A 19,000-nucleotide genomic window follows, 5' to 3' on the forward strand; every position below is an offset into this window, starting at 1 on the left:
CAAAGGCCAATGTATCCTTACTGCGCGGATGTTTAACGATCTCCGGTCGAAAGCAGCAGTCAGGCCAAGCCAGCAGCACGTTGAGCACTCCCCCCCCCAGCAGGGTAGTGTCTCGGCGAGCCAGAGCCTGACGAAGTTCCTGTGTCAATTTTCCTGCCAGCTGCTGATAGGCCAAAGCCTGTTCTGCGGACATGGTGATGTCGATAAACTCCTCTTGGTACGCCGGCAACACGTTGCCACCGATATCTTTGAGTTTCAGGAACGCGGTGAACGGCAGCACAAAGCGGTGAATGCCTTTCGGTCAGCGGCAACATAAGTTATAACGGCGAAAGATCATCAGCGATGAACTCCACTTTAATGCTATCGGGGGCCTCTATAAACAGCGCATAGTAATCAGTATCATCGTTTGCAAAGGGAGATTTTTGATCGTAGAGACTTACAATGCCATTGGCCATACAATATAGCCTGAGTTTGTCAACAGTATCTCTATCTTTAACCTTGAAGGCCAGATGATTGAGGCCTGCACCGCACCGACGATACCGCTGAAATGCATGCGTTTCAGAAACTTGTACAAATGTAAGATAAGCAACGCGATCATAGGCAAGCGTGAAGCCATTATTCCACTTTCCATTTTCCCTGTATCCAATCTGTGCGAGTAATCCTGACCAGAATTGTAAGGATACACTCAAATTTGCTACATGGATTTCAATGTGATGGAGCATAAAAATCCTTAAAAAATAAATTGATGAGTGCAGTGCAAGACATGCCTTCGATCTCCACGCTAGCCTCCGGAAGTTCGTGTTGTTGTAGGTTGTTTTTTTGTCTGCCTAGCGAGATCTTCGGTCATATTCTTGAATGGCGCATATTCTCATGGCTTTAACTTTTTTGCCAGTAGTATAAATGCGCAGAATTCAACCTCTTTTAGGTTTATATAAGATGCGGCTCGACCTATAGCAGGCTCAATAGTCGGTCCCGCAAAACTTGCGCATAATTTTCAGGTAGTGGCCGCAAGCTATTGACTGCGGCCCTTGCCCACGCCCGCGAAATACAAAAATGTTGTTAGTTTGCGGTTAACAAAATTTAGCTCTATGAGCTTTTCCTTGATCTGAAATGAAGATTAAAGTTATGCATGTCGCAAAAGTCGCAAGTCCGGACAAGACATATAAACCACTTTCAAAGGTACCTGTCATTTCTTTGATCATTCCTATGATTCCTGGGCCAAAAAATCCACCTAGATTTCCGACAGAGTTGATCAATGCGAATCCGGCTGCTGCGCTGGTCCCACTGAGATATAACGCAGGAAGTGGCCAAAATGGTCCTTTGCAGCCCATTATGCCGATGGTTGCGACACTCATCGCAACAATGGCCAGGTTACTTCCCGTCAGCCAACCTGCGATTCCAAGACCGCCAGCAATCAATAAAAGTGCGGCGATTAAGAAAAATTTCCGTTTATTGAATCGATCTGAAAGAAACCCTATGGATATCATACCAATGCAACCTACCACATAGGGAATAGCAGTAACGTAGCCAACATCCATACCCGTAAAACCTTGCTGCTTAATGATCTGTGGCAAGAACATTGAAAGACCAATATTGGCTGCCGTAGCGCAGAAGTAGATTAAACAAAGGGCTATGATCGAAGGCTCGCAATAAGCTTTCCAGGCCGTCGCTTGACCATCTAGTGTTAAAGGGTGTGCTTTGACATCATCTTCAAGCTCGGCGGCCAACCACTGGCGCTCTTCATCCTTCAGCCATGCGGCCTGTTTCGGCGAATCAGGCAGATATTTCAGAACAACACCGACTAAAAGGATTCCAGGGATGCCTTCAATGATGAATAACCACTGCCATCCTTTGAGTCCCATCCAGCCATCAAGTTGCAAAAGGGCAGTAGATATTGGTGCCCCAATGGCTAAAGAAATAGGAATCGAGAGCATGAAAACTGAAATAATACGAGCGCGATAACGCTGGGGAAACCAGAAGGTAAGATACACAATCACTGCTGGGAAAAATCCCGCCTCTGCTACACCTAGTAAAAATCTCATGAAGAGGAAACTTTTTGGCCCATTAACAAAAGCCATACAGGTTGCGATTACGCCCCAAGTGAAAAGAATGCGTGCAATCCACCGACGTGCACCGACTTTCACCATGAGTAAATTGCTCGGCACTTCGAAGAGACAGTACCCGACAAAAAATAGACCTGCTCCCCAGCCATAAATTGCAGTACTCAGGCCAACGTCAGCATTCATTGTCAAAGAGGCAAATCCTATGTTCACACGATCCAGATAGGAAACTATGTATAAGAATATCAGTAGTGGTAGAAGCCTAATGAAAATCTTGTGCGTTACCTGTTTTTCAATTGTAGTGCTCATGTAGTAGGGGCTCTTGTTTTTATAGGCTTATTTGAGTTGCGATATGCCATATTTATTATGCTAAAGACTCATAAATATAAATGTGGCATTGCGTACTGGGTTAGAAAGAAGCATTTTTTTGGAACGTTAGTCGTTGAGGTGGTTTCTATTTTTTGCTAGCCTCCGTCTGCGTTGGTAAGCATGTTAGAAGGTACTGGGATTTTAATAATCGCTGGGCGTTTGGACTTCAAAGATTAAGCTACTATAAGTAAATGGTAGAGTTACGGTGTTTTGTTTTGATATTGATTGCTGCGGTAGTGAAGTGGTTAAATAACAAATCTCCATTGTGTTTTGTGGGAGAGTTCCATTACTGTCTGCTCTTGGGCGAGATTATAAGGATAAAATATAATGGGCGCATAATGAATAGGATGATTCCTACTTTTCGATGTAATAATTTCTGAAATTTTTTAGGGCTTTGCTGATCGTTGGATCTTTTTGCGCGCCCGTTGCCGAGCCTTTTGGTGAGGAAACATATGGTTGTCGTCTGCACCGAACACGCAGGCAGGCGTAAGAAACTTTGTAAGGGATGAAGGACACCTTATGCAGGATTACGGTCCGGAAGGAGTTAAGATAAACCGGGAGCTAGAGATGCCTGCCTTCTTGGGCTACCGCTAGTCATACAGCAGGTTGATTCCCGTCCCAGAACCCTCACATTTGACGCGCACTTCTTCAGTGCAAGATATTGCGATGCGGCTCAGACTGGTGCGCTGACTGTCGTTAGCATTTCGGGTAAAGTCTATTTACGGCAAAGAACCAATTTGGCATGTTTTTTCCATGGAGAAATCTACGAATAAGCTTGGCCCCGGCCTTTAAGTCTTAACTATATCATGCGCCATGCGCCAGGTAATGAAGCCTGATCGACCAGTCTACTGTTCGATCAGGTTTTTTTTTGGAGTAAATAAATGCGGCGTACGATCGATGTCGGAATCCTGCTCTCTACCAATGGGACTTACCGGTGCATAGGCCGGAATGCTCTGGCGGGAGCCGCACATGCAGTGGCGGAAATCAATGCTAATGTCGATTACGAATTTGCCGTGCAGGTTATTCATATCAATCCGCAGGGCTACTTGTACAGGTATAGCGAAGGTTCCGTTCAACTGATGCAGGCCGGGATTCGGCACATTTTTGGTACCACGACCTCGGCTAGCCGCAAGGAAATTATTCCGGACCTGGAGCAGAACGGGGGCCTGTTGTGGTACGCCTGCCCGTATGAAGGTTTTGAAAGCAGCGAGAACGTCCTTTATCTGGGCGGGTGCCCGAATCAGACGTTGATTCCGTTGTTGCGGTATGCCTTGCAGGCGTTCGGTTCGTGCGCTGCGTTGATCGGTTCGAATTACATCTGGGGTTGGGAAAGCAACCGTGTCGCACGGGAAGTGCTCGAAGTCGCCGGCGGCACTGTGCTGCTGGAAAAATACGTGAGCTTGGGTACGGCTCGCTTTAGTGAACTGATCCAGACCCTGATCACTGAAAAGCCGGCGTTTGTGCTCAATAATCTGGTCGGTGAGTCCTCCTACGTTTTCTTGCAGCAGTTGGATATTGCTTGCCATGCCATCGGCTTGAATCTACCGGTGTTGAGTTGCAACCTGACTGAAGCCGAGCTTCCTGAACTCGGTGCCATGCGCAGTCTGCGCCTGTTGTCGTGCGGCCCATTCTTCGAGGATGTAGACCGGACTTTCAGTCAGCGGCAGCGCCGCCTACATGGACCGCACCCGTTGTCGCACTTTTACACTGGGATGTACGTGGCCTTGCACTTGTTTGCAAAGGCCCTGAGCCGGTGTGGTAGCGAAGACCCCGCGCGAATTTGCAACTACCTTTATGAACATCCCCAGAACACCGTGCTCGGCAAGTTAAACATTTCTGCGCGCAACAACCACTGCAGCCAGCCCTGCCATATAGCAGAATTGCGCGAAGGGCGCTTTGTCATATTGCGCAGTGAAGCGTGTTCGTTGCCGGCTGATCCTTACCTGACTGCCACTGATTTGAGTAAAGTCCATCACCTGGGCGCGCATGCGCCAGCACCCCGCCTGAGGATCGTCAAATGAGCCAGCTCAAACGTCCTGACTTCGAAAATGGTCGATTGCTGTTGGTTGACTGCGAACCGCGTACGTTGTCTAGTCTGCAGAAAAGCCTGCAACGCTTGGGTATCACGTCGCTGGCGCTATTTGAAGACGCGCAGGATTCGCTGGAGGATTGCTTTGCCGTCGTAGTCGATCTGGAGCACTTCGCCAGTCCCGACATTCTGGAACGGCTCAACAGCGCCTGCGTACCCATTGTGGCGTTGACGCCTCACGAGACCCTGTCACAGATCCAGCGCGCAATAGAGATGGGCGCGACCGCCTTGTTGAACAAACCGATTACTCAAGGCTCGGTCTACACCACGCTGATGATGGCGATCAGTCTGAGTGAGCGATTGGACTGCGATGCCCGCACCATTGACGCACTGCAGCAGCGCCTCGCTGCACGGCCTTTGCTGGCTCAGGCGCTAGCGCGGCTGATGGTTGAGCAGCAAATTGACGAGCGCGAGGCTTACGAACGTTTGCGCAGCTTGTCGATGCGTCTTAATCGAAGTTTGGATGAGCTGTGCGCGGACATGGCCGCGGATTATCTTCAGCAAGGCGGGGCGAGCCAATGACGGTGTTACGCGCTTTGATTCGCCGGCCAGCGGTGGCGTTTTCACTGTTGTACATCCTCATCGTGGTGCTGTTGGCACTGTTTGCGCCGTGGATGAGCCCCCGCGATCCATCCGAACAGTTTGTCGAAGGCTTGTCGATGGAGGGGGCGCCGCTACCACCCGATATGCCGTACTGGTTGGGCACCGATTTGCTCGGTCGCGATTTGCTGTCACGCCTGATCTATGGCGCACGCACTTCGCTGTTCATCGGTCTGCTTGCCAACGGCCTGGCTGTATTGATCGGCACCCTGGTCGGCTTGAGTGCAGGGTTTGTGCGAGGCTGGCTCGGCAGTGTGCTGATGCGTTTTACCGACTTGATGATGGCGTTCCCGGCATTGCTGTTGGCGATTGCGTTATCGGCGATTTTCCAACCCAGCGTGTGGATCGTTGCGTTGGTCATCGCCATGGTCAACTGGGTGCAGATTGCCCGGGTGATCTACTCCGAGACCATCGCGCTGAGTGCCCGTGACTTCGTGGCCGTAGAGCGGACCCTAGGGGCCAGTTCTCTGCGCATCCTGTTTTCGCACCTGCTGCCCCATTTGCTGCCGACGATTCTGGTATGGGCAACCCTGGGCATTTCTACCACGGTGTTGCTCGAAGCAACCCTGTCGTACCTCGGGGTAGGGGTCCAGCCGCCTACGCCAAGTTGGGGCAACATCATTTTTGAAAGCCAGACCTACTTCACCTCGGCGCCATGGTTGGTGTTCTTCCCCGGTATTGCCATTGTGCTGCTGTCGCTGGCTTTCAACCTGGTGGGTGATGCCCTGCGCGATGAACTCGATCCTACCCTGCAAGGGAGAAGCTGAATGCTCGCCTTCATCACTCGTCGCATTGGTTATTCGTTACTGATTTTGCTCGGCGTGACCTTTATCACTTACCTGCTGCTGTTCATGCTGCCTGCCGACCCGGCGCGCCAGATCGCCGGACGCAGTGCGACACCGGAAGTGGTGGCGGGGATCCGTGCACAGTTGGGGCTGGATTTGCCATTCTACCGGCAGTACGCCAACTACTTGGGCAACCTGGTGCAGGGCGATCTGGGCCGCTCCTATATCCAACGTAGCTCCGTGACCGAATTGATCGGCTCGCGCCTGCGTCCGTCGTTGGAGCTCATGGCGGCCGGTATTGGGTTCGAGCTGCTGATTGGCATCAGCCTGGGTGTTATCGCGGCGCTGCGACGCGACAGTTGGGCCGACAAGGCGCTTATGGCCCTTTCGTTCATCGGCGTATCGGCCCCGCAGTTCATTGCTGCCATGCTGTTTCTGTACTTCTTTGCCGTGCAACTGGGCTGGTTTCCACTGGGGGGCTATGGCGGGTTCGAGCATCTGATGCTGCCGGCGCTGACCTTGGGGATTCTCGGCAGTGGTTGGTACTCGCGCATGGTGCGTTCCTCGATGATCGAGGTGTTGCACCAGGACTTCATCCGCACCGCACGCGCCAAAGGCTTGAGCCGAGTGCGCGTGGTTCTACGGCATGTATTGCCCAACGCCACCGTGCCGGTGATCCCGATGATTGGCATCGATATTGGCATCTTCATGGGCGGGCTGGTGGTGGTCGAGTCGGTCTTCGGGTGGCCGGGAATTGGCCAGTTGACCTGGCAAGCCATTCAGCAAGTGGACATTCCTGTGATTGTCGGAGTGACCACGGTTTCAGCGGTAGCCATCGTCCTAGGCAACCTGGTCGCTGACCTGGTCATCCCCTGGGTCGATCCGCGGATCGACATCCAGAAACACTAAAAATCTCATGATAGGTAAGGGGCTGGAACATGAATCGCAAAGCATTATCCTCGGCCATCGCGGCTGCACTGTTTGCTGGAAATCTTCTGGCCGATGATGGCGATCCAAATGCAAAAGACGGTGGCACCGCAGTCATTACCTACCAGAACGACGTGGCCACGCTTGACCCGGCCATTGGCTACGACTGGCAGAACTGGTCGATGATCAAAAGCCTGTTCGATAGCCTGATGGACTACAAACCCGGCACCACGGAATTGGTCAAGGACCTGGCGTCGGACTACAGTATTTCCGATGACGGGACTGTCTATACCTTTACTCTTCGCAAAGGCGTGAAATTCCAGAACGGTCGCGAGCTCAGGGCCAGCGACGTCAAATACTCCCTGGAGCGAACCATCAACCCGAAAACCCAGAGCCCGGGCGCCGGCTTCTTCAGCCCGATCGTGGGTTATGACGAAATGACTGCCCAAAAGGCCGAGCACCTGTCGGGTATTGAGGTCCTCGACGACTACACCGTCAAGATCACCCTCAAGGAGGCCAGTGCGACGTTCCTGCATGTGATGGCGATCAACTTCTCCTCAGTGGTCCCCAAGGAAGAAGTCGAGAAATGGGGGGCCGATTTCGGCAAGCATCCAGTCGGTACGGGCGCCTATAGCCTGGCGGAGTGGAAGCTGGGGCAACAGATTATCTTCAAGAAAAACCCGAGCTATTTCAAGGCAGGCCTGCCACACCTGGACAGCATCACCTTTGAAGTGGGCCAAGACCCGATGGTCGCCCTGTTGCGATTGCAAAAGGGTGAAGTTGACATCGCCGGCGATGGTGTGCCGCCCGCCAAGTTCCTGGAGTTCAAGAACGATCCGAAATTCAAAAGCCTGGTGGTGACCGGTGACCAGTTGCAAACCGGTTACCTGACGCTGAAAACCACGTTGCCGCCGTTCGACAACCTCAAGGTGCGCCAGGCGGTGAACATGGCAATCAGCAAGGACCGAATCGTACGGATTATCAATGGCCGTGCTGTTCCGGCCAACCAGCCGCTGCCGCCGGCAATGCCGGGCTATGACAAGGACTACAAAGGTTATGCCTACGACGTCGAGGCTGCGAAAAAACTGCTGGCAGACGCCGGTTTCGCCAAGGGATTCTACACCGAGCTGTACGTCATGAACACCGATCCGCAGCCGCGTATCGCCCAGGCTATCCAGCAAGACCTGGCCAAGGTCGGTATCCGGGTGCAGATCAAATCCCTGGCGCAAGCCAATGTGATTGCAGCCGGCAGTTCCAAGGACCAGGTCCCGATGGTGTGGTCGGGTGGCATGGCCTGGATTGCGGACTTCCCGGACCCGTCGAACTTCTACGGGCCGATCCTGGGGTGCGGCGGTGCGATTGACGGTGGCTGGAACTGGGCACTGTATTGCAACAGGATGCTGGATGCGCTGGCCGCCAAGGCCGACAGCATGGTCAAGCCGAAACAACAGGCTGAGCGCACCGCGCTGTGGAAGAAGATCTTCATCGACGTGATGGCCGACGCGCCATGGGTGCCGATATTCAACGAGCAGCGTTTCACCGTGCGATCTGCGCGCATGGGCGGTTCCGGTGCGCTGTACGTCGACCCGGTCCACGTGCCGGTCAACTACGACTACATCTATCTCAAATAATGTGCCGTGCGCCTGACGATCAGGCCTGTGCCACGCCCAAGAAGAGGCGCGGCCTTCCACTCGGAGACTTCTCCTTATGTGCCAGAACTGCCTGGTCAAGACCATTCACAGCGTCAACAGACATTTCGGTTGGGACAACAGCCTGGAACCCACCGCGAGAGTAACGTCGGGCTCGATGCTCGAGTTTTGCTGCCTTGATTCATCCAATGGTTTCTTCACGTCTAGCTCAGTGGTGAGTGACGTGGGCAAGGTGCCGTTCGACAAGATCAATCCGGTTACCGGCCCGATTTTCGTCGAAGGTGCTGAGCCCGGAGATGTGCTGAGAATTACCATCGATAGCTTCAAACCCAGCGGCTTTGGCTGGACGGCGAACATTCCGGGATTCGGCCTGCTGGCCGACCAGTTCAAGGACGCGGCCCTGGTCTTGTGGCATTACGACAAGGTAAACCTGGTCCCGGCGGCGTTCAGTGATTTTGCCCACGTGCCGCTCAAGCCTTTCGCCGGCACTATCGGGCTGGCCCCGGCGCAGGCAGGGCTGCATTCGGTGGTCCCACCGCGTCGGGTTGGAGGTAATCTGGATATTCGTGATCTGTCCGCAGGTACCACGCTGTACTTGCCGGTGGAGGTCACTGGCGCTTTGCTGTCGATCGGCGACACCCATGCGGCACAAGGCGATGGCGAGGTGTGTGGCACGGCAATTGAAAGTGCCATGGACGTGGTGGTGAAGCTCGACCTGATCAAGGACACCCGACTGGCGACTCCACGTTTCAGTACCCCGGGGCCGGTCACCCGCCACCTCGACAGTGCCGGCTACGAAGCGTTCACCGGAATCGGGCCGGACCTGATGCAAGCAGCGCGTCAGGCTGTGAGCAATACCATCGACTGGCTGTGCCGTGAACACGGTATGCCGGTGGAGCAGGCCTATATGTTGTGCTCGGTGTGCGGTGATCTGCGCATCAGTGAAATTGTTGACCTGCCCAACTGGGTGGTGTCGTTCTACTTCCCGAAAGTCGTGTTTGCATGATGTGGTTTCATCGCGGGCTGCGTGACGTAAGCCACTTCAAATGTGAGGAGCTTTGATGAGTAACGGGACCTCCCGGCCGATTCTGTCGGTGCAGCATTTATCCATTGATGTCGGCCTGGGGGACACTCCCCGGCGGGTAGTCAATAACCTCAATTTCGACCTGTATCCAGGGCAGACGCTGTGCATTGCCGGGGAGTCCGGTAGCGGTAAATCCCTGTCGTCGCTGGCAATCATGGGGCTGCTGCCCAAGACTGTGCGGGTGGTCAAGGGTGCGATCAGGCTTGCCGAGCACGACCTGATCGGGGCGCCCGAACGTGTACTTCAGCAGTTGCGCGGCAAACAGATCGGTATGATTTTCCAAGAACCGATGACTTCGTTGAACCCACTGATGACCGTGGGGCAGCAGTTGGAGGAAACGCTGCGACGCCACGAACCGCTGGGGCGCCAGGCCTTGCGCCTGCGGGTCAAGGAAATGCTGGAGTCGGTACGCATGCCGCAGGTGGAAAAACGCTTGCGGCAGTACCCTCATGAACTGTCTGGCGGCATGCGCCAGCGCGTGATGATCGCGATGGCCATGCTCTGCCGGCCCAAGGTGCTAATCGCCGACGAACCGACCACGGCGCTGGATGTGACCATCCAGGCGCAGATTCTGGAATTGATGCGCGAGTTGCAACTGGTGTACGGCACCAGCTTGCTGATGATCACCCACGATATGGGTGTGGTCGCGGAAATGGCTGACCAGGTGGTTGTCATGAAGCACGGACGTACTGAAGAACAGGCACCGGTCCGTCAGCTATTTACCCGGCCGCAGGCCGATTACACGCGTAAATTGCTTGCGGCCGTACCGGCGTTGGGCACTGTCGGCCAACCGGATGACATCAGCCAGAAGCCAGTGATTTTGCAGGTTCGCGATTTGTCCGTGCGTTTCCCGGTGCGCACAGGCTGGTTTGAAGAGGGCCGACAAGTCCATGCGGTGGAGGGCGTCAACTTCGAGCTGCGCCAGGGCGAAACCCTGGGGCTGGTGGGGGAAAGCGGGTGCGGCAAATCCAGTACCGGCAAGGCGCTGATGAACATGCAGGCTTATTACGGCAGTGTGAAGTTATTCGGCAAAGAGCTCAATGGCCTGCAAGGTACTGACCTTCAAGCGGTGCGGCGTGATATCCAGATGGTGTTTCAGGACCCTTATGCGGCCTTGAACCCGCGTAAAAACATCCTGGCGCTAGTGGGCGAGCCACTGCTGATTCACCACCAGTTACCCTTGGCGCAACGTCAGGAGCGAGTCGCCGAGTTGCTGCATCAGGTCGACATGCCTGCCGACTCGATGTACCGCTACCCTCATCAATTTTCCGGCGGCCAGCGCCAGCGCATCTGCATCGCACGCGCGCTGGCACTCAACCCGAAGGTCATCATTGCCGATGAGTCCGTTTCGGCCCTTGATGTGTCGGTTCAGTCTCAGGTGCTGGAGTTACTTGAGCACTTGCGTGAGGTACACCAACTCAGCTACCTGTTTATCTCCCATGACATGGCCGTGGTCGAGCGTATTTGTCATCGTGTGGCTGTCATGTACGGTGGGCAGATCGTCGAGGTTGGTCGACGCGATCAGGTCTTGAACAACCCTCAGCATCCCTACACCAAACGGTTGCTCAGCGCTGTACCGATGCCGGACGTGGATCGCAAGCGCGATTTCAAGGCGCTGCTGCAGGAGTTCCAGCAGTCAAGCCCAGTCAAATCGAAAGGCTTTGAAGCGCCGGCACAGAGGTTTCAGTACGTGGGGGATGAGCACTGGGTCGCGGTGGATTCTGTCGGCTGCGAACCAGCCGTTCAGTCGTCAGCCAAATCGATTAGTTCCTATTAGCAGGATTGCTGATGTCGGCAGTTCCTTGTTATTCAATCAGTGAAGTGATAAGTGACCCGGTAAACATATCATCGGATTTTCGTTATCCCGAGTCTATCCCAAACCTATATCTGGCATTTTTTTTAGGTGCCAAGTTTCGTTTGTCCTAGTAAAAGTTTTCTTTCTATCGTAGCTGCAATAGTAAAAGCACTCAATGACTACCCCCTAGCAGCGTGATCTGATCGGGTATTGAGTGCTATCCTACGCGGCCGGCAGTACAGGAGCCCTCAATAATCATGTGTTCAACCTCCACTGGTTGCATGGCGACATTCCTTATTGCGCATCAGGCTCAGCCGTGATCACGTTCGCACCGTTTTAGTCTCCGCTGCCCCTAGCCTAAGGACCAATCTGGCATGGCTCACTGTGCATGCACCTAGACGTTCGCAGATCATTCCTTCCGCGACGCATCGCCTTTAGTCAGTGTCATTCAGAAACTATTATGACCGATCCGTAGCCTGTATGCTTTTAGGTTTTTCCTACCTATGACAATTGCATGAAGAAAGTGGCCGCATCTGTTGGATGCGGTGCAGAGCATCCTCAACTTTTTTGCTATTTAGGATGATTGCCTGCATAAAATAGGAATATCGGCAATATAAAATTGCCGTAGTGCGCTCTAGACTTCGGGATCTAATAGCTCATGTATTTCCGTTCCTCAGACGGGAAGGGAGGAACCTAATGTTTAAGATGCTAGTTGGCCACTCAGTAAAAGAATGGTTTCGACTGAAGAGTTGTGAGCAAAGAACAGTTAATAAACAGAAAATTAGTAATGGAGAATCATGTACTTATGCTGGACTTTTCGCCGGTGCAGTAGGCGGTGCTCAATCGGAAAAAGCCTTTAAGCAAATAATTGCTTATTTTCAGCCTCAATATGTAATTGATACAGGTGCTATATATGGCTCCGAGGCGCTTGCTCGCCTGCGGTGCGTTGAGTCGGAGGGGCTCGGACCTGCCTATTGGATGTCGTACCTCAATACAGTGGAGCTTCGCTCCAAGCTTTGGGGGCGGATGCTTGACCAGGCGCTTGATTTTTTGAGGTATGTTAATAATCCGCATTTTTGTGTCAGTGTTAACGCTTCCGCTGACATAGCTAGTTCTATCGGATGGGCTGAGGACTTGGTGTGCCGCGTGCTTGAGTATCAGTTGGACCCGCACAGCATTACGGTAGAAATCACGGAAGATATCTCCTGTTTGGACGAGTCGAAGCTCGCCGAATCGATAAAATATTTACGCCTATGTGGTTTCAGCTGTGCGATTGACGACTTCGGTACCGGCTACTCGTCATTGCATCGCTTAGCTTCGATGGAGTTTAACAGTTTAAAAATTGATCAGAAGTTAGTTCATCAGGCGAGAAAGTGCTCCAAGGGCAAAAAAATACTTTCTCACACTGTGGACATGGCACGGGACTTAGGTTTTATCGTCATTGCAGAGGGTGTTGAAACTGAGGAGGATCTGGAAAATGTTACTATTCTCGGTTGCGATGTGGCTCAAGGATTTTATTTTTCTAAGCCAGTAACTGCGGAAAATTTTATATGTAACTTTAGTAGTTCTATGGACGGTTAAGATTTTTGATGTGAGTGGTTGTGGTCTGACGTGTATAGAGTTGTTAACGCTTGCGCAAAGGGTATTGAGTTGAAGATCCATTTGGATAGCTCAAAGCTAATCCAAGTTGCACGAATTTAGCTTTAGGCAAATAGCATAAGGCCAAAAATAAACTGAACTTCAAGTCTAATTAGAATTTCTTGCCAGGGGTTTTCATTTGTATATGCCCATATGTCATATGCGATAATAGCAATCGTGTAATATTCGAGCGGCTTCCAATCAAAGTTATACATATATACTAAGCAGCCATTTTGTATTGGACTATTTAGATGGTGCGTGGCTACTCAGGGAGGGTATAAATATCTTGTCCAACCTTAAGAAGTAATCGATTTGCGGTCTGAAGTAAAGCTGAATAGACTATTGTTTAATTATGCAGTGAATAAAGGTTTTAGGGTATCACGCCTTATCTTATTTTTACCAAAGATTTTTCCTATTGGATTTTGTATATTCGGAAGTGACCGGTCGCTGGAGCTAAGCGCAATAGAGCTATTAAATTTAATATAGGCCTGCGTGATGCTTCCCTACACCTACCCAATCATCTCAACCGGACAGTTACCATTGCTTGGTCTGAGTAGTTATGTGCTCTTAAGCCCTGAGTTCAGCATAGGCAAGCCAGCGCCTACCCTCATCAGAGGCCCTCACATTTATCGTATGGCCTACTCAACCATGGGGTTCGCTTGAAAAAGTGTGACTCACTGCTGATGCTACGCCTTTCAGCAGCTATGCTTGCTCAAACGGCTGCGTAGACACCGCGATTCTGATCTGACCTTGCAATGCAATGGAAAACGCTTAAGCGTTGCAACCAAGATTTTAGTCGTCAGTTGACGAGAGTCGACCCAAGTTTCTACTTGTCTAATGGATATATAAAACATGCATTCTAACGGAAAAAAAACCTCCAAAGTAAACATCATCGTTGCCGATGATCATCCCGTGGTGGCATTAGGCATCAGTAAAATGCTTGAGAATGCTCCTGATTTTCACTTGGTGGCTTCGACTGCAACGATCTCCGATTTATTCGATGTTCTCAAGGAACTGCCTTGCGACGTGCTGATCTGCGATTACTCCTTTGAGGATGACGACGAACCTGACGGATTACTCTTACTGGACCGTCTCTTGCGAACATACCCCAAACTAAAAATAATACTTCTAACGGCTCATGATGATCTAGTTATCTTACAGCGGGCTATGCAATCAGGTGTTTCAGGTTTTTTGAGCAAAGTAAGCAGTGAGTTCTCAGTGCTGCCCCAAGTTATTCGCCGAGTGCTCGATGGGGAAAGATTTGTAGATTCAACGACTTCTAAAATTCTTATTAAGAATATGCTAGAAAATAATATGCACGCACCCACTTTATCTGCCGTTGCATTAACTGCCCGTGAACTAGAGGTGGTGCGGCTATTCTCCAAAGGCATGTCAGTCACCGATATTGCTCAATGCACTGATCGAAGTGTTAAAACTATTAGCACTCAGAAAAAAAAGGCAATGACAAAACTGGGGGCTCATAATGATGTCGAATTGTTAAACGCTTTTAAACAGCTCTTTTAAGTGGGCTCAAACGAGGCCGTTTACTGTGAATATATACCGACGCAATCCAATGGCTGCCTTGAGGGATTACCTTCGTCTCAAAACTATAATGGTGCCCGATCTATCCGAGCGTTATTACCAAACATTATTAATGGGCGGTGGCATTGTTGTGAGCATAGCCATACTAGCAGCATCCGGCATAAGCACGATGATGTTGGTTGATCAGTTTATGAATGAGCGTATACACGCGTTCACCGACGCACGTGACCTCATCAAATCCAATATGAATCGTTATCAAACTCGCCTGATACAAACGGTTGAAACTTATGAGGCGCTATGGGAGTTGCATGACAAGGATCAGATCCCGCTCGTCCACTATACGAAGTTACTGGATGACCAAAAAGGTGTGATCGTCACCGGTAAGGACGTGACGGCCACGCCTATTACCATTATTTCGGACCTGACTCAACCTAGAGATGCCCCGGAACTTTCTACTTTGTTGCGCTTAACTCGAGAAATATCACCAGCTCCTTTATTCCCTCAACGCGAAATTGGCTATTACATAGGAGGTTTTATTTATACGCCGGATAGGCGTTTTCTGGCCACTTGGCCTTCACTGACCAATGAGCAGGCCTCGAGCATACGACTACAAGGCGGCGATTCTTTTATAGGCAAAAATATCGATAATGTTGAGAAAATTTTAAATAGCCTCGACCCTGACTTTGTTCGTAAACAACGATTAGTATGGGCTCCTCTGTACAAATCACCTGTTACGGATGAATTGATTTTTCACTACATTGTTCCAGTTTACCGCAATGAACAGCGCATTGCCGTGATGGTGATTACCATTCCTTTAGATAAATTCTCTCTAGTTTTTCAAGATTCCATCGATGAGCATGGATTTTTTGTAGTGTCCTTTGACAGAAAACATCTTTTTGGGGTGAACTACGATAATGCTCAAGAGAGTGGATGGGCCAACACCGTTCTTAATTCTGTCGAATGGGTCGAGCAGCATGCTGGCCATTTAGATATCCACCGTAGTGGAAGTATGTTTTTCATATCTCAACTAATACCTGGACCAAACTGGATTGCTGTTTATGCCTTCGATTGGAAATCCATTTTACTAGCGCTTGGCAACAAATTTTTAGTTGTGGAACTCATCACTCTGGCGGTACTAGGAGTGCTTTGGACTTTTATCACACTACTGAACCGTTTTGTACTTGCGCCGTTGCGAGCACATTCGCGCCAAGTGCACGAAAGCGAAATTTTCAATCGCGTAGTTTTGACTACAGCACCAGTTGCGCTAGCAGTCTATGATCCGTCATTAGGCGAAATCGTAATGCAAAATAAGGCAGCAAAAATTTTAATTGAAACATTTTTCAGTCGTGATGAGTTTCATCGATTAATACTTGATCCTGCACCTAGAGAGTTTTTAGAGGATCCACCAAATATAGACTTTAATACAAATGAGGTAAAAGTATTAGAGGCCACATTAACAGGAAAATATGGTCGTCCTCATCAAATATCTGTCGTATTTTCCCGCGCACGCTATCAGCTAAAAGAAGTTATACTTTTTAGCTTGACTGATACCAGCATTCAAAAAAATACCATCCAATTATTGAAAGACGCTAAGGAGGCCGCGGACCAAGCCAACCAAGCGAAGTCTATGTTCCTCGCCATGATGAGTCATGAAATTCGTACTCCACTGCATGGTGCTCTAGGCAATCTTGAATTACTCGCGTTGGACCAGCTTCAGCCGCGTCACAAGGAACGAGTCACAACAATTCGACGTGCGTTTGACGCATTACTGGTCTTAATTAATGACATTCTAGATTTATCGAAGATCGAGGCTCATGAGCTGCAGATAAATATAGAAAGCTTTCAGCTCGACGAATTGATTGAGCATTGTGCGCAAACATTTTGTCCTGTGATTCTAGATAAAAATATCAGGTTCCAATGTCTGGTGGACCCACGGCTGGCTGGTACGTGGCATGGAGATCCTCACCGCCTGAGTCAATTGCTAATGAACCTGCTTAGCAACGCTCATAAGTTTACGGAATATGGATCAATAACGCTGCGAGCAATACCTTATAAACCTGGCGAAGGGGGAGATGGCGTCCAAATCTCAGTGAGTGACACCGGTATCGGGATTCCGGAAAATAAGCTGGAGCAAATTTTCAGCCCCTTTGTGCAGGCGGATGAACGAATTGCCAGTCGTTTTGGTGGTACAGGTTTGGGGCTTACGCTGTGTCGGAAAATTGCATTGTTGATGGGTGGCAACCTTACTGTTGATAGTGAGGAGGGAGAAGGCTCAATTTTTACTGTAAGTCTCCCGCTGGTGCGTGAAAGTAAAATCGAACCCTCCAATCCACATGGGCTAGAGTGTCAGTTCACCAGTGTGGTTTTCATGAGTGACTCACCAATGTGGCAACTTGTACTAAGGGCGCAATTGAGGTTGTGGTTACCAAAAATACGACTGATCGAGGGAGAACTAGATCGTCCCATACCTCCAATAAGTAAACAGTCAATTCTATTATTTGCTACTTTTAGCCCTTCGCTCCCGCAGAAGTGGCAAGCATTTCGTGAGGACTATCTCGACGCGGTCATCGTTAGCCTTTATGGTCCTTCGTATCCTGAGCGCCACAGTGGTAACTTGGCCGTTACATCGCTTTCAGCATCTATGCTTAAACTTGCTTTAAAATCTTGTGGACAGCGTGAGGCAACCTATGTTCAAACAATAGATCATACATGCTTGGACCCAATCATTAATCGTAAAACGAGGGTTTTAGTTGCCGAAGACGATACGATTTGCCGAGCGTTACTGAAACATCAACTCTTGGCGCTTGGCTATCATCAGATTGACAGTGTTGAAAATGGAAGGGACGCCCTTGAGCTTTGCGAAAACAATGTTTATGACGTTATCATAACAGATCTTGGCATGCCTGTTTTGGGCGGGTGGGCACTGCTAGAGGCCCTTCGAGTGAAACACATATACACGCCCGTTATCGTTTGTACTGCCGACACAAATGGTGCAATAAAGAACCAATTACTTAGTTCTACAAATATTTTATATAAACCGATCACAATTAAAAATCTAGACTCTGCATTGCAGAAGACCCTGGGACTTACATTTTATTCGACTACTCATTCGGACAGCACAATTCAGATAAAAGAAATACGTAAGCTATTCGTAAATGGCTGGGTAAGCGATGAGGCTGCACTTCGTGCGGCTTTGAATGCTGGTGATAGCAAGCTCTTTCTAGGTCGACTGCATCGACTAAAAGGTGCTCTATTAGTTTTGGGTGAGGAAGTACTGGTTGCACATTGTAACGAAATTATAAAAAAAATCGAAGATAAGGGGATTCTCGATACCACAATATCGATTGATAAAACTCTAAGCGAGATTCTACAAACGGTTGAAATTTATTCCAAGGACGCTGGCTAGCAGCTTAATGGTTTTCAATAATGTGTGTTGTGGGTAATTATGATGACTGTTTAATCAACACGGTTGGTTGAACGACTATAAAGATAGGATTGTCCGCGATTATTACTATCTATTCATACGGCGGAGGATGGTTTATGCGCAACGAGTTAGGTGAAAAAGACATGCTCCCGGAGAGTTTTAAAAACGGTGACAGTTCTTGTAAACCGATCGTGTTGGTTGCTGAAGATCACCCAACGAACCAGGAGCTTGTAAGGAATCAGTTAGAATATTTAGGTTTTGATTGTCAAATTGCCAACAACGGGAACGAAGCGCTGTGCATATTTAACGAACGCATTCATTGTTTATTGATTACAGACTGCAACATGCCGGTGATGGACGGATACACGTTGGCGAGAGGTATCCGCGTACTGACCCGAGGGGGAAACCATTTCCCTATTTTGGCTACAACGGCAAGCATTAAAGCGGAGGAACAGCAAAAGTGTAAAGATGCAGGAATAGACGAGTGTCTATTGAAGCCACTAAGCTTAAGTGCTTTAGCTCAGGCATTAAACAAATGGCTTCCTCATTACCAAGACTTGAGCGATCAAGACTCAGTCCTAGTATCAGAAAACGATGATTGGAGCACCCTACTTAATTTTTTGGGCGAATATCCTAGTTTCGTAGGTCTAATCAATGGATTTATTGAGGTCAGTAGGTCTGATATTACGAGGATTGAAAAACTGAATTTTGAAGATAGTCAAAGTATTATAGAAGGCCTGCATCATTTACGGGGAGGGCTTAGGATCTTTCGATTAACTGAGCTTTCCGCACGTTCTGCGCGATTAGAACAACAACTTATGCAAGGTATAGCGTCTTTTAAGCTTGACGATTTCGTGTATTTTTTGACAGATGTTAGAAATATGTTAGTACGCATGAGTAGCTTGCTTGAGTAAATGGTATTTTTATTAGGGGTTTATGTGGCGGACAATAAGTGGTGTAATAGATTTTTTGGTATTTGTGAATTTTGTTGACTAGTTATTTGGCTGTCTCGTAATGCCAGATTGTTGTGTTGAGTAT

The 19,000-nt window shown here is 49.7% G+C and carries 13 protein-coding genes and 1 pseudogene; 11 read left to right on the forward strand and 3 right to left on the reverse strand.

What is annotated here, in order from left to right; genetic code table 11:
* From GNF76_RS28615 to GNF76_RS28625, 3 genes and pseudogenes are all read right to left on the reverse strand, one after another.
* Positions 1-301, reverse strand: a pseudogene (locus GNF76_RS28615) (DEAD/DEAH box helicase); the annotation flags it as partial.
* Positions 302-317: 16 nt separating this feature from the next.
* The gene (locus tag GNF76_RS28620; protein WP_155586402.1) at positions 318-722 is read right to left on the reverse strand and encodes a VOC family protein; all 405 of its coding nucleotides are present in this window, start codon (positions 720-722) and stop codon (positions 318-320) included.
* A gap of 348 nt (positions 723-1,070) precedes the next feature.
* Positions 1,071-2,369 (reverse strand): MFS transporter, encoded by a 1,299-nt coding sequence (locus GNF76_RS28625; RefSeq protein WP_155586403.1) that lies wholly within the window; start codon positions 2,367-2,369, stop codon positions 1,071-1,073.
* 941 nt (positions 2,370-3,310) lie between these two features.
* Here GNF76_RS28625 and GNF76_RS28630 point away from each other — a divergent pair.
* From GNF76_RS28630 to GNF76_RS28680, 11 genes are all read left to right on the forward strand, one after another.
* A complete protein-coding gene (locus GNF76_RS28630) occupies positions 3,311-4,450 on the forward strand; it encodes a transporter substrate-binding protein (RefSeq protein ID WP_155586404.1) in 1,140 nt (379 codons plus the stop codon).
* The gene (locus tag GNF76_RS28635) at positions 4,447-5,040 is read left to right on the forward strand and encodes an ANTAR domain-containing response regulator (protein ID WP_155586405.1); all 594 of its coding nucleotides are present in this window, start codon (positions 4,447-4,449) and stop codon (positions 5,038-5,040) included. The genes GNF76_RS28630 and GNF76_RS28635 overlap by 4 nt, the downstream gene beginning before the upstream one ends.
* The gene (locus tag GNF76_RS28640; RefSeq protein ID WP_155586406.1) at positions 5,037-5,885 is read left to right on the forward strand and encodes an ABC transporter permease; all 849 of its coding nucleotides are present in this window, start codon (positions 5,037-5,039) and stop codon (positions 5,883-5,885) included. The genes GNF76_RS28635 and GNF76_RS28640 overlap by 4 nt, the downstream gene beginning before the upstream one ends.
* Positions 5,886-6,812 (forward strand): ABC transporter permease, encoded by a 927-nt coding sequence (locus GNF76_RS28645; protein WP_155586407.1) that lies wholly within the window; start codon positions 5,886-5,888, stop codon positions 6,810-6,812. It begins immediately after the preceding gene.
* A gap of 29 nt (positions 6,813-6,841) precedes the next feature.
* Entirely contained in the window at positions 6,842-8,461 is a 1,620-nt protein-coding gene (locus GNF76_RS28650) for an ABC transporter substrate-binding protein (RefSeq protein WP_155586408.1), read from the forward strand.
* A gap of 76 nt (positions 8,462-8,537) precedes the next feature.
* Complete coding sequence (locus GNF76_RS28655; protein WP_155586409.1) at positions 8,538-9,485, forward strand: acetamidase/formamidase family protein; 948 nt, start codon at positions 8,538-8,540, stop codon at positions 9,483-9,485.
* 55 nt (positions 9,486-9,540) lie between these two features.
* The gene (locus tag GNF76_RS28660; protein WP_155586410.1) at positions 9,541-11,340 is read left to right on the forward strand and encodes an ABC transporter ATP-binding protein; all 1,800 of its coding nucleotides are present in this window, start codon (positions 9,541-9,543) and stop codon (positions 11,338-11,340) included.
* Positions 11,341-12,054: 714 nt separating this feature from the next.
* Positions 12,055-12,939 (forward strand): EAL domain-containing protein, encoded by an 885-nt coding sequence (locus GNF76_RS28665; protein ID WP_155586411.1) that lies wholly within the window; start codon positions 12,055-12,057, stop codon positions 12,937-12,939.
* A gap of 909 nt (positions 12,940-13,848) precedes the next feature.
* Positions 13,849-14,520: a response regulator gene (locus GNF76_RS28670; RefSeq protein ID WP_155586412.1), complete on the forward strand. Its 672-nt coding sequence runs from the start codon at positions 13,849-13,851 to the stop codon at positions 14,518-14,520.
* A 91-nt stretch (positions 14,521-14,611) separates the two neighbouring features.
* Positions 14,612-17,944, forward strand: a complete 3,333-nt coding sequence (locus GNF76_RS29845; protein ID WP_178123642.1) for an ATP-binding protein — start codon at positions 14,612-14,614, stop codon at positions 17,942-17,944.
* A gap of 134 nt (positions 17,945-18,078) precedes the next feature.
* Entirely contained in the window at positions 18,079-18,876 is a 798-nt protein-coding gene (locus tag GNF76_RS28680; RefSeq protein ID WP_155586414.1) for a response regulator, read from the forward strand.
* Positions 18,877-19,000: the final 124 nt, after the last annotated feature.

The organism is Pseudomonas spelaei, from assembly GCF_009724245.1.
Classification (GTDB): domain Bacteria; phylum Pseudomonadota; class Gammaproteobacteria; order Pseudomonadales; family Pseudomonadaceae; genus Aquipseudomonas; species Aquipseudomonas spelaei.

Excerpts from the sequence above, each read along its gene's own strand:
- GNF76_RS28670 (WP_155586412.1), top strand. The coding sequence starts at position 13,849 with ATGCATTCTAACGGAAAAAAAACCTCCAAAGTAAACATCATCGTTGCC.
- GNF76_RS28680 (WP_155586414.1), top strand. The coding sequence starts at position 18,079 with ATGCGCAACGAGTTAGGTGAAAAAGACATGCTCCCGGAGAGTTTTAAA.
- GNF76_RS28665 (WP_155586411.1), top strand. The coding sequence starts at position 12,055 with ATGTTTAAGATGCTAGTTGGCCACTCAGTAAAAGAATGGTTTCGACTG.
- GNF76_RS28650 (WP_155586408.1), top strand. The coding sequence starts at position 6,842 with ATGAATCGCAAAGCATTATCCTCGGCCATCGCGGCTGCACTGTTTGCT.
- GNF76_RS28635 (WP_155586405.1), top strand. The coding sequence starts at position 4,447 with ATGAGCCAGCTCAAACGTCCTGACTTCGAAAATGGTCGATTGCTGTTG.
- GNF76_RS28660 (WP_155586410.1), top strand. The coding sequence starts at position 9,541 with ATGAGTAACGGGACCTCCCGGCCGATTCTGTCGGTGCAGCATTTATCC.
- GNF76_RS28655 (WP_155586409.1), top strand. The coding sequence starts at position 8,538 with ATGTGCCAGAACTGCCTGGTCAAGACCATTCACAGCGTCAACAGACAT.
- GNF76_RS28630 (WP_155586404.1), top strand. The coding sequence starts at position 3,311 with ATGCGGCGTACGATCGATGTCGGAATCCTGCTCTCTACCAATGGGACT.
- GNF76_RS28645 (WP_155586407.1), top strand. The coding sequence starts at position 5,886 with ATGCTCGCCTTCATCACTCGTCGCATTGGTTATTCGTTACTGATTTTG.
- GNF76_RS28640 (WP_155586406.1), top strand. The coding sequence starts at position 5,037 with ATGACGGTGTTACGCGCTTTGATTCGCCGGCCAGCGGTGGCGTTTTCA.
- GNF76_RS28620 (WP_155586402.1), bottom strand. The coding sequence starts at position 722 with ATGCTCCATCACATTGAAATCCATGTAGCAAATTTGAGTGTATCCTTA.
- GNF76_RS28625 (WP_155586403.1), bottom strand. The coding sequence starts at position 2,369 with ATGAGCACTACAATTGAAAAACAGGTAACGCACAAGATTTTCATTAGG.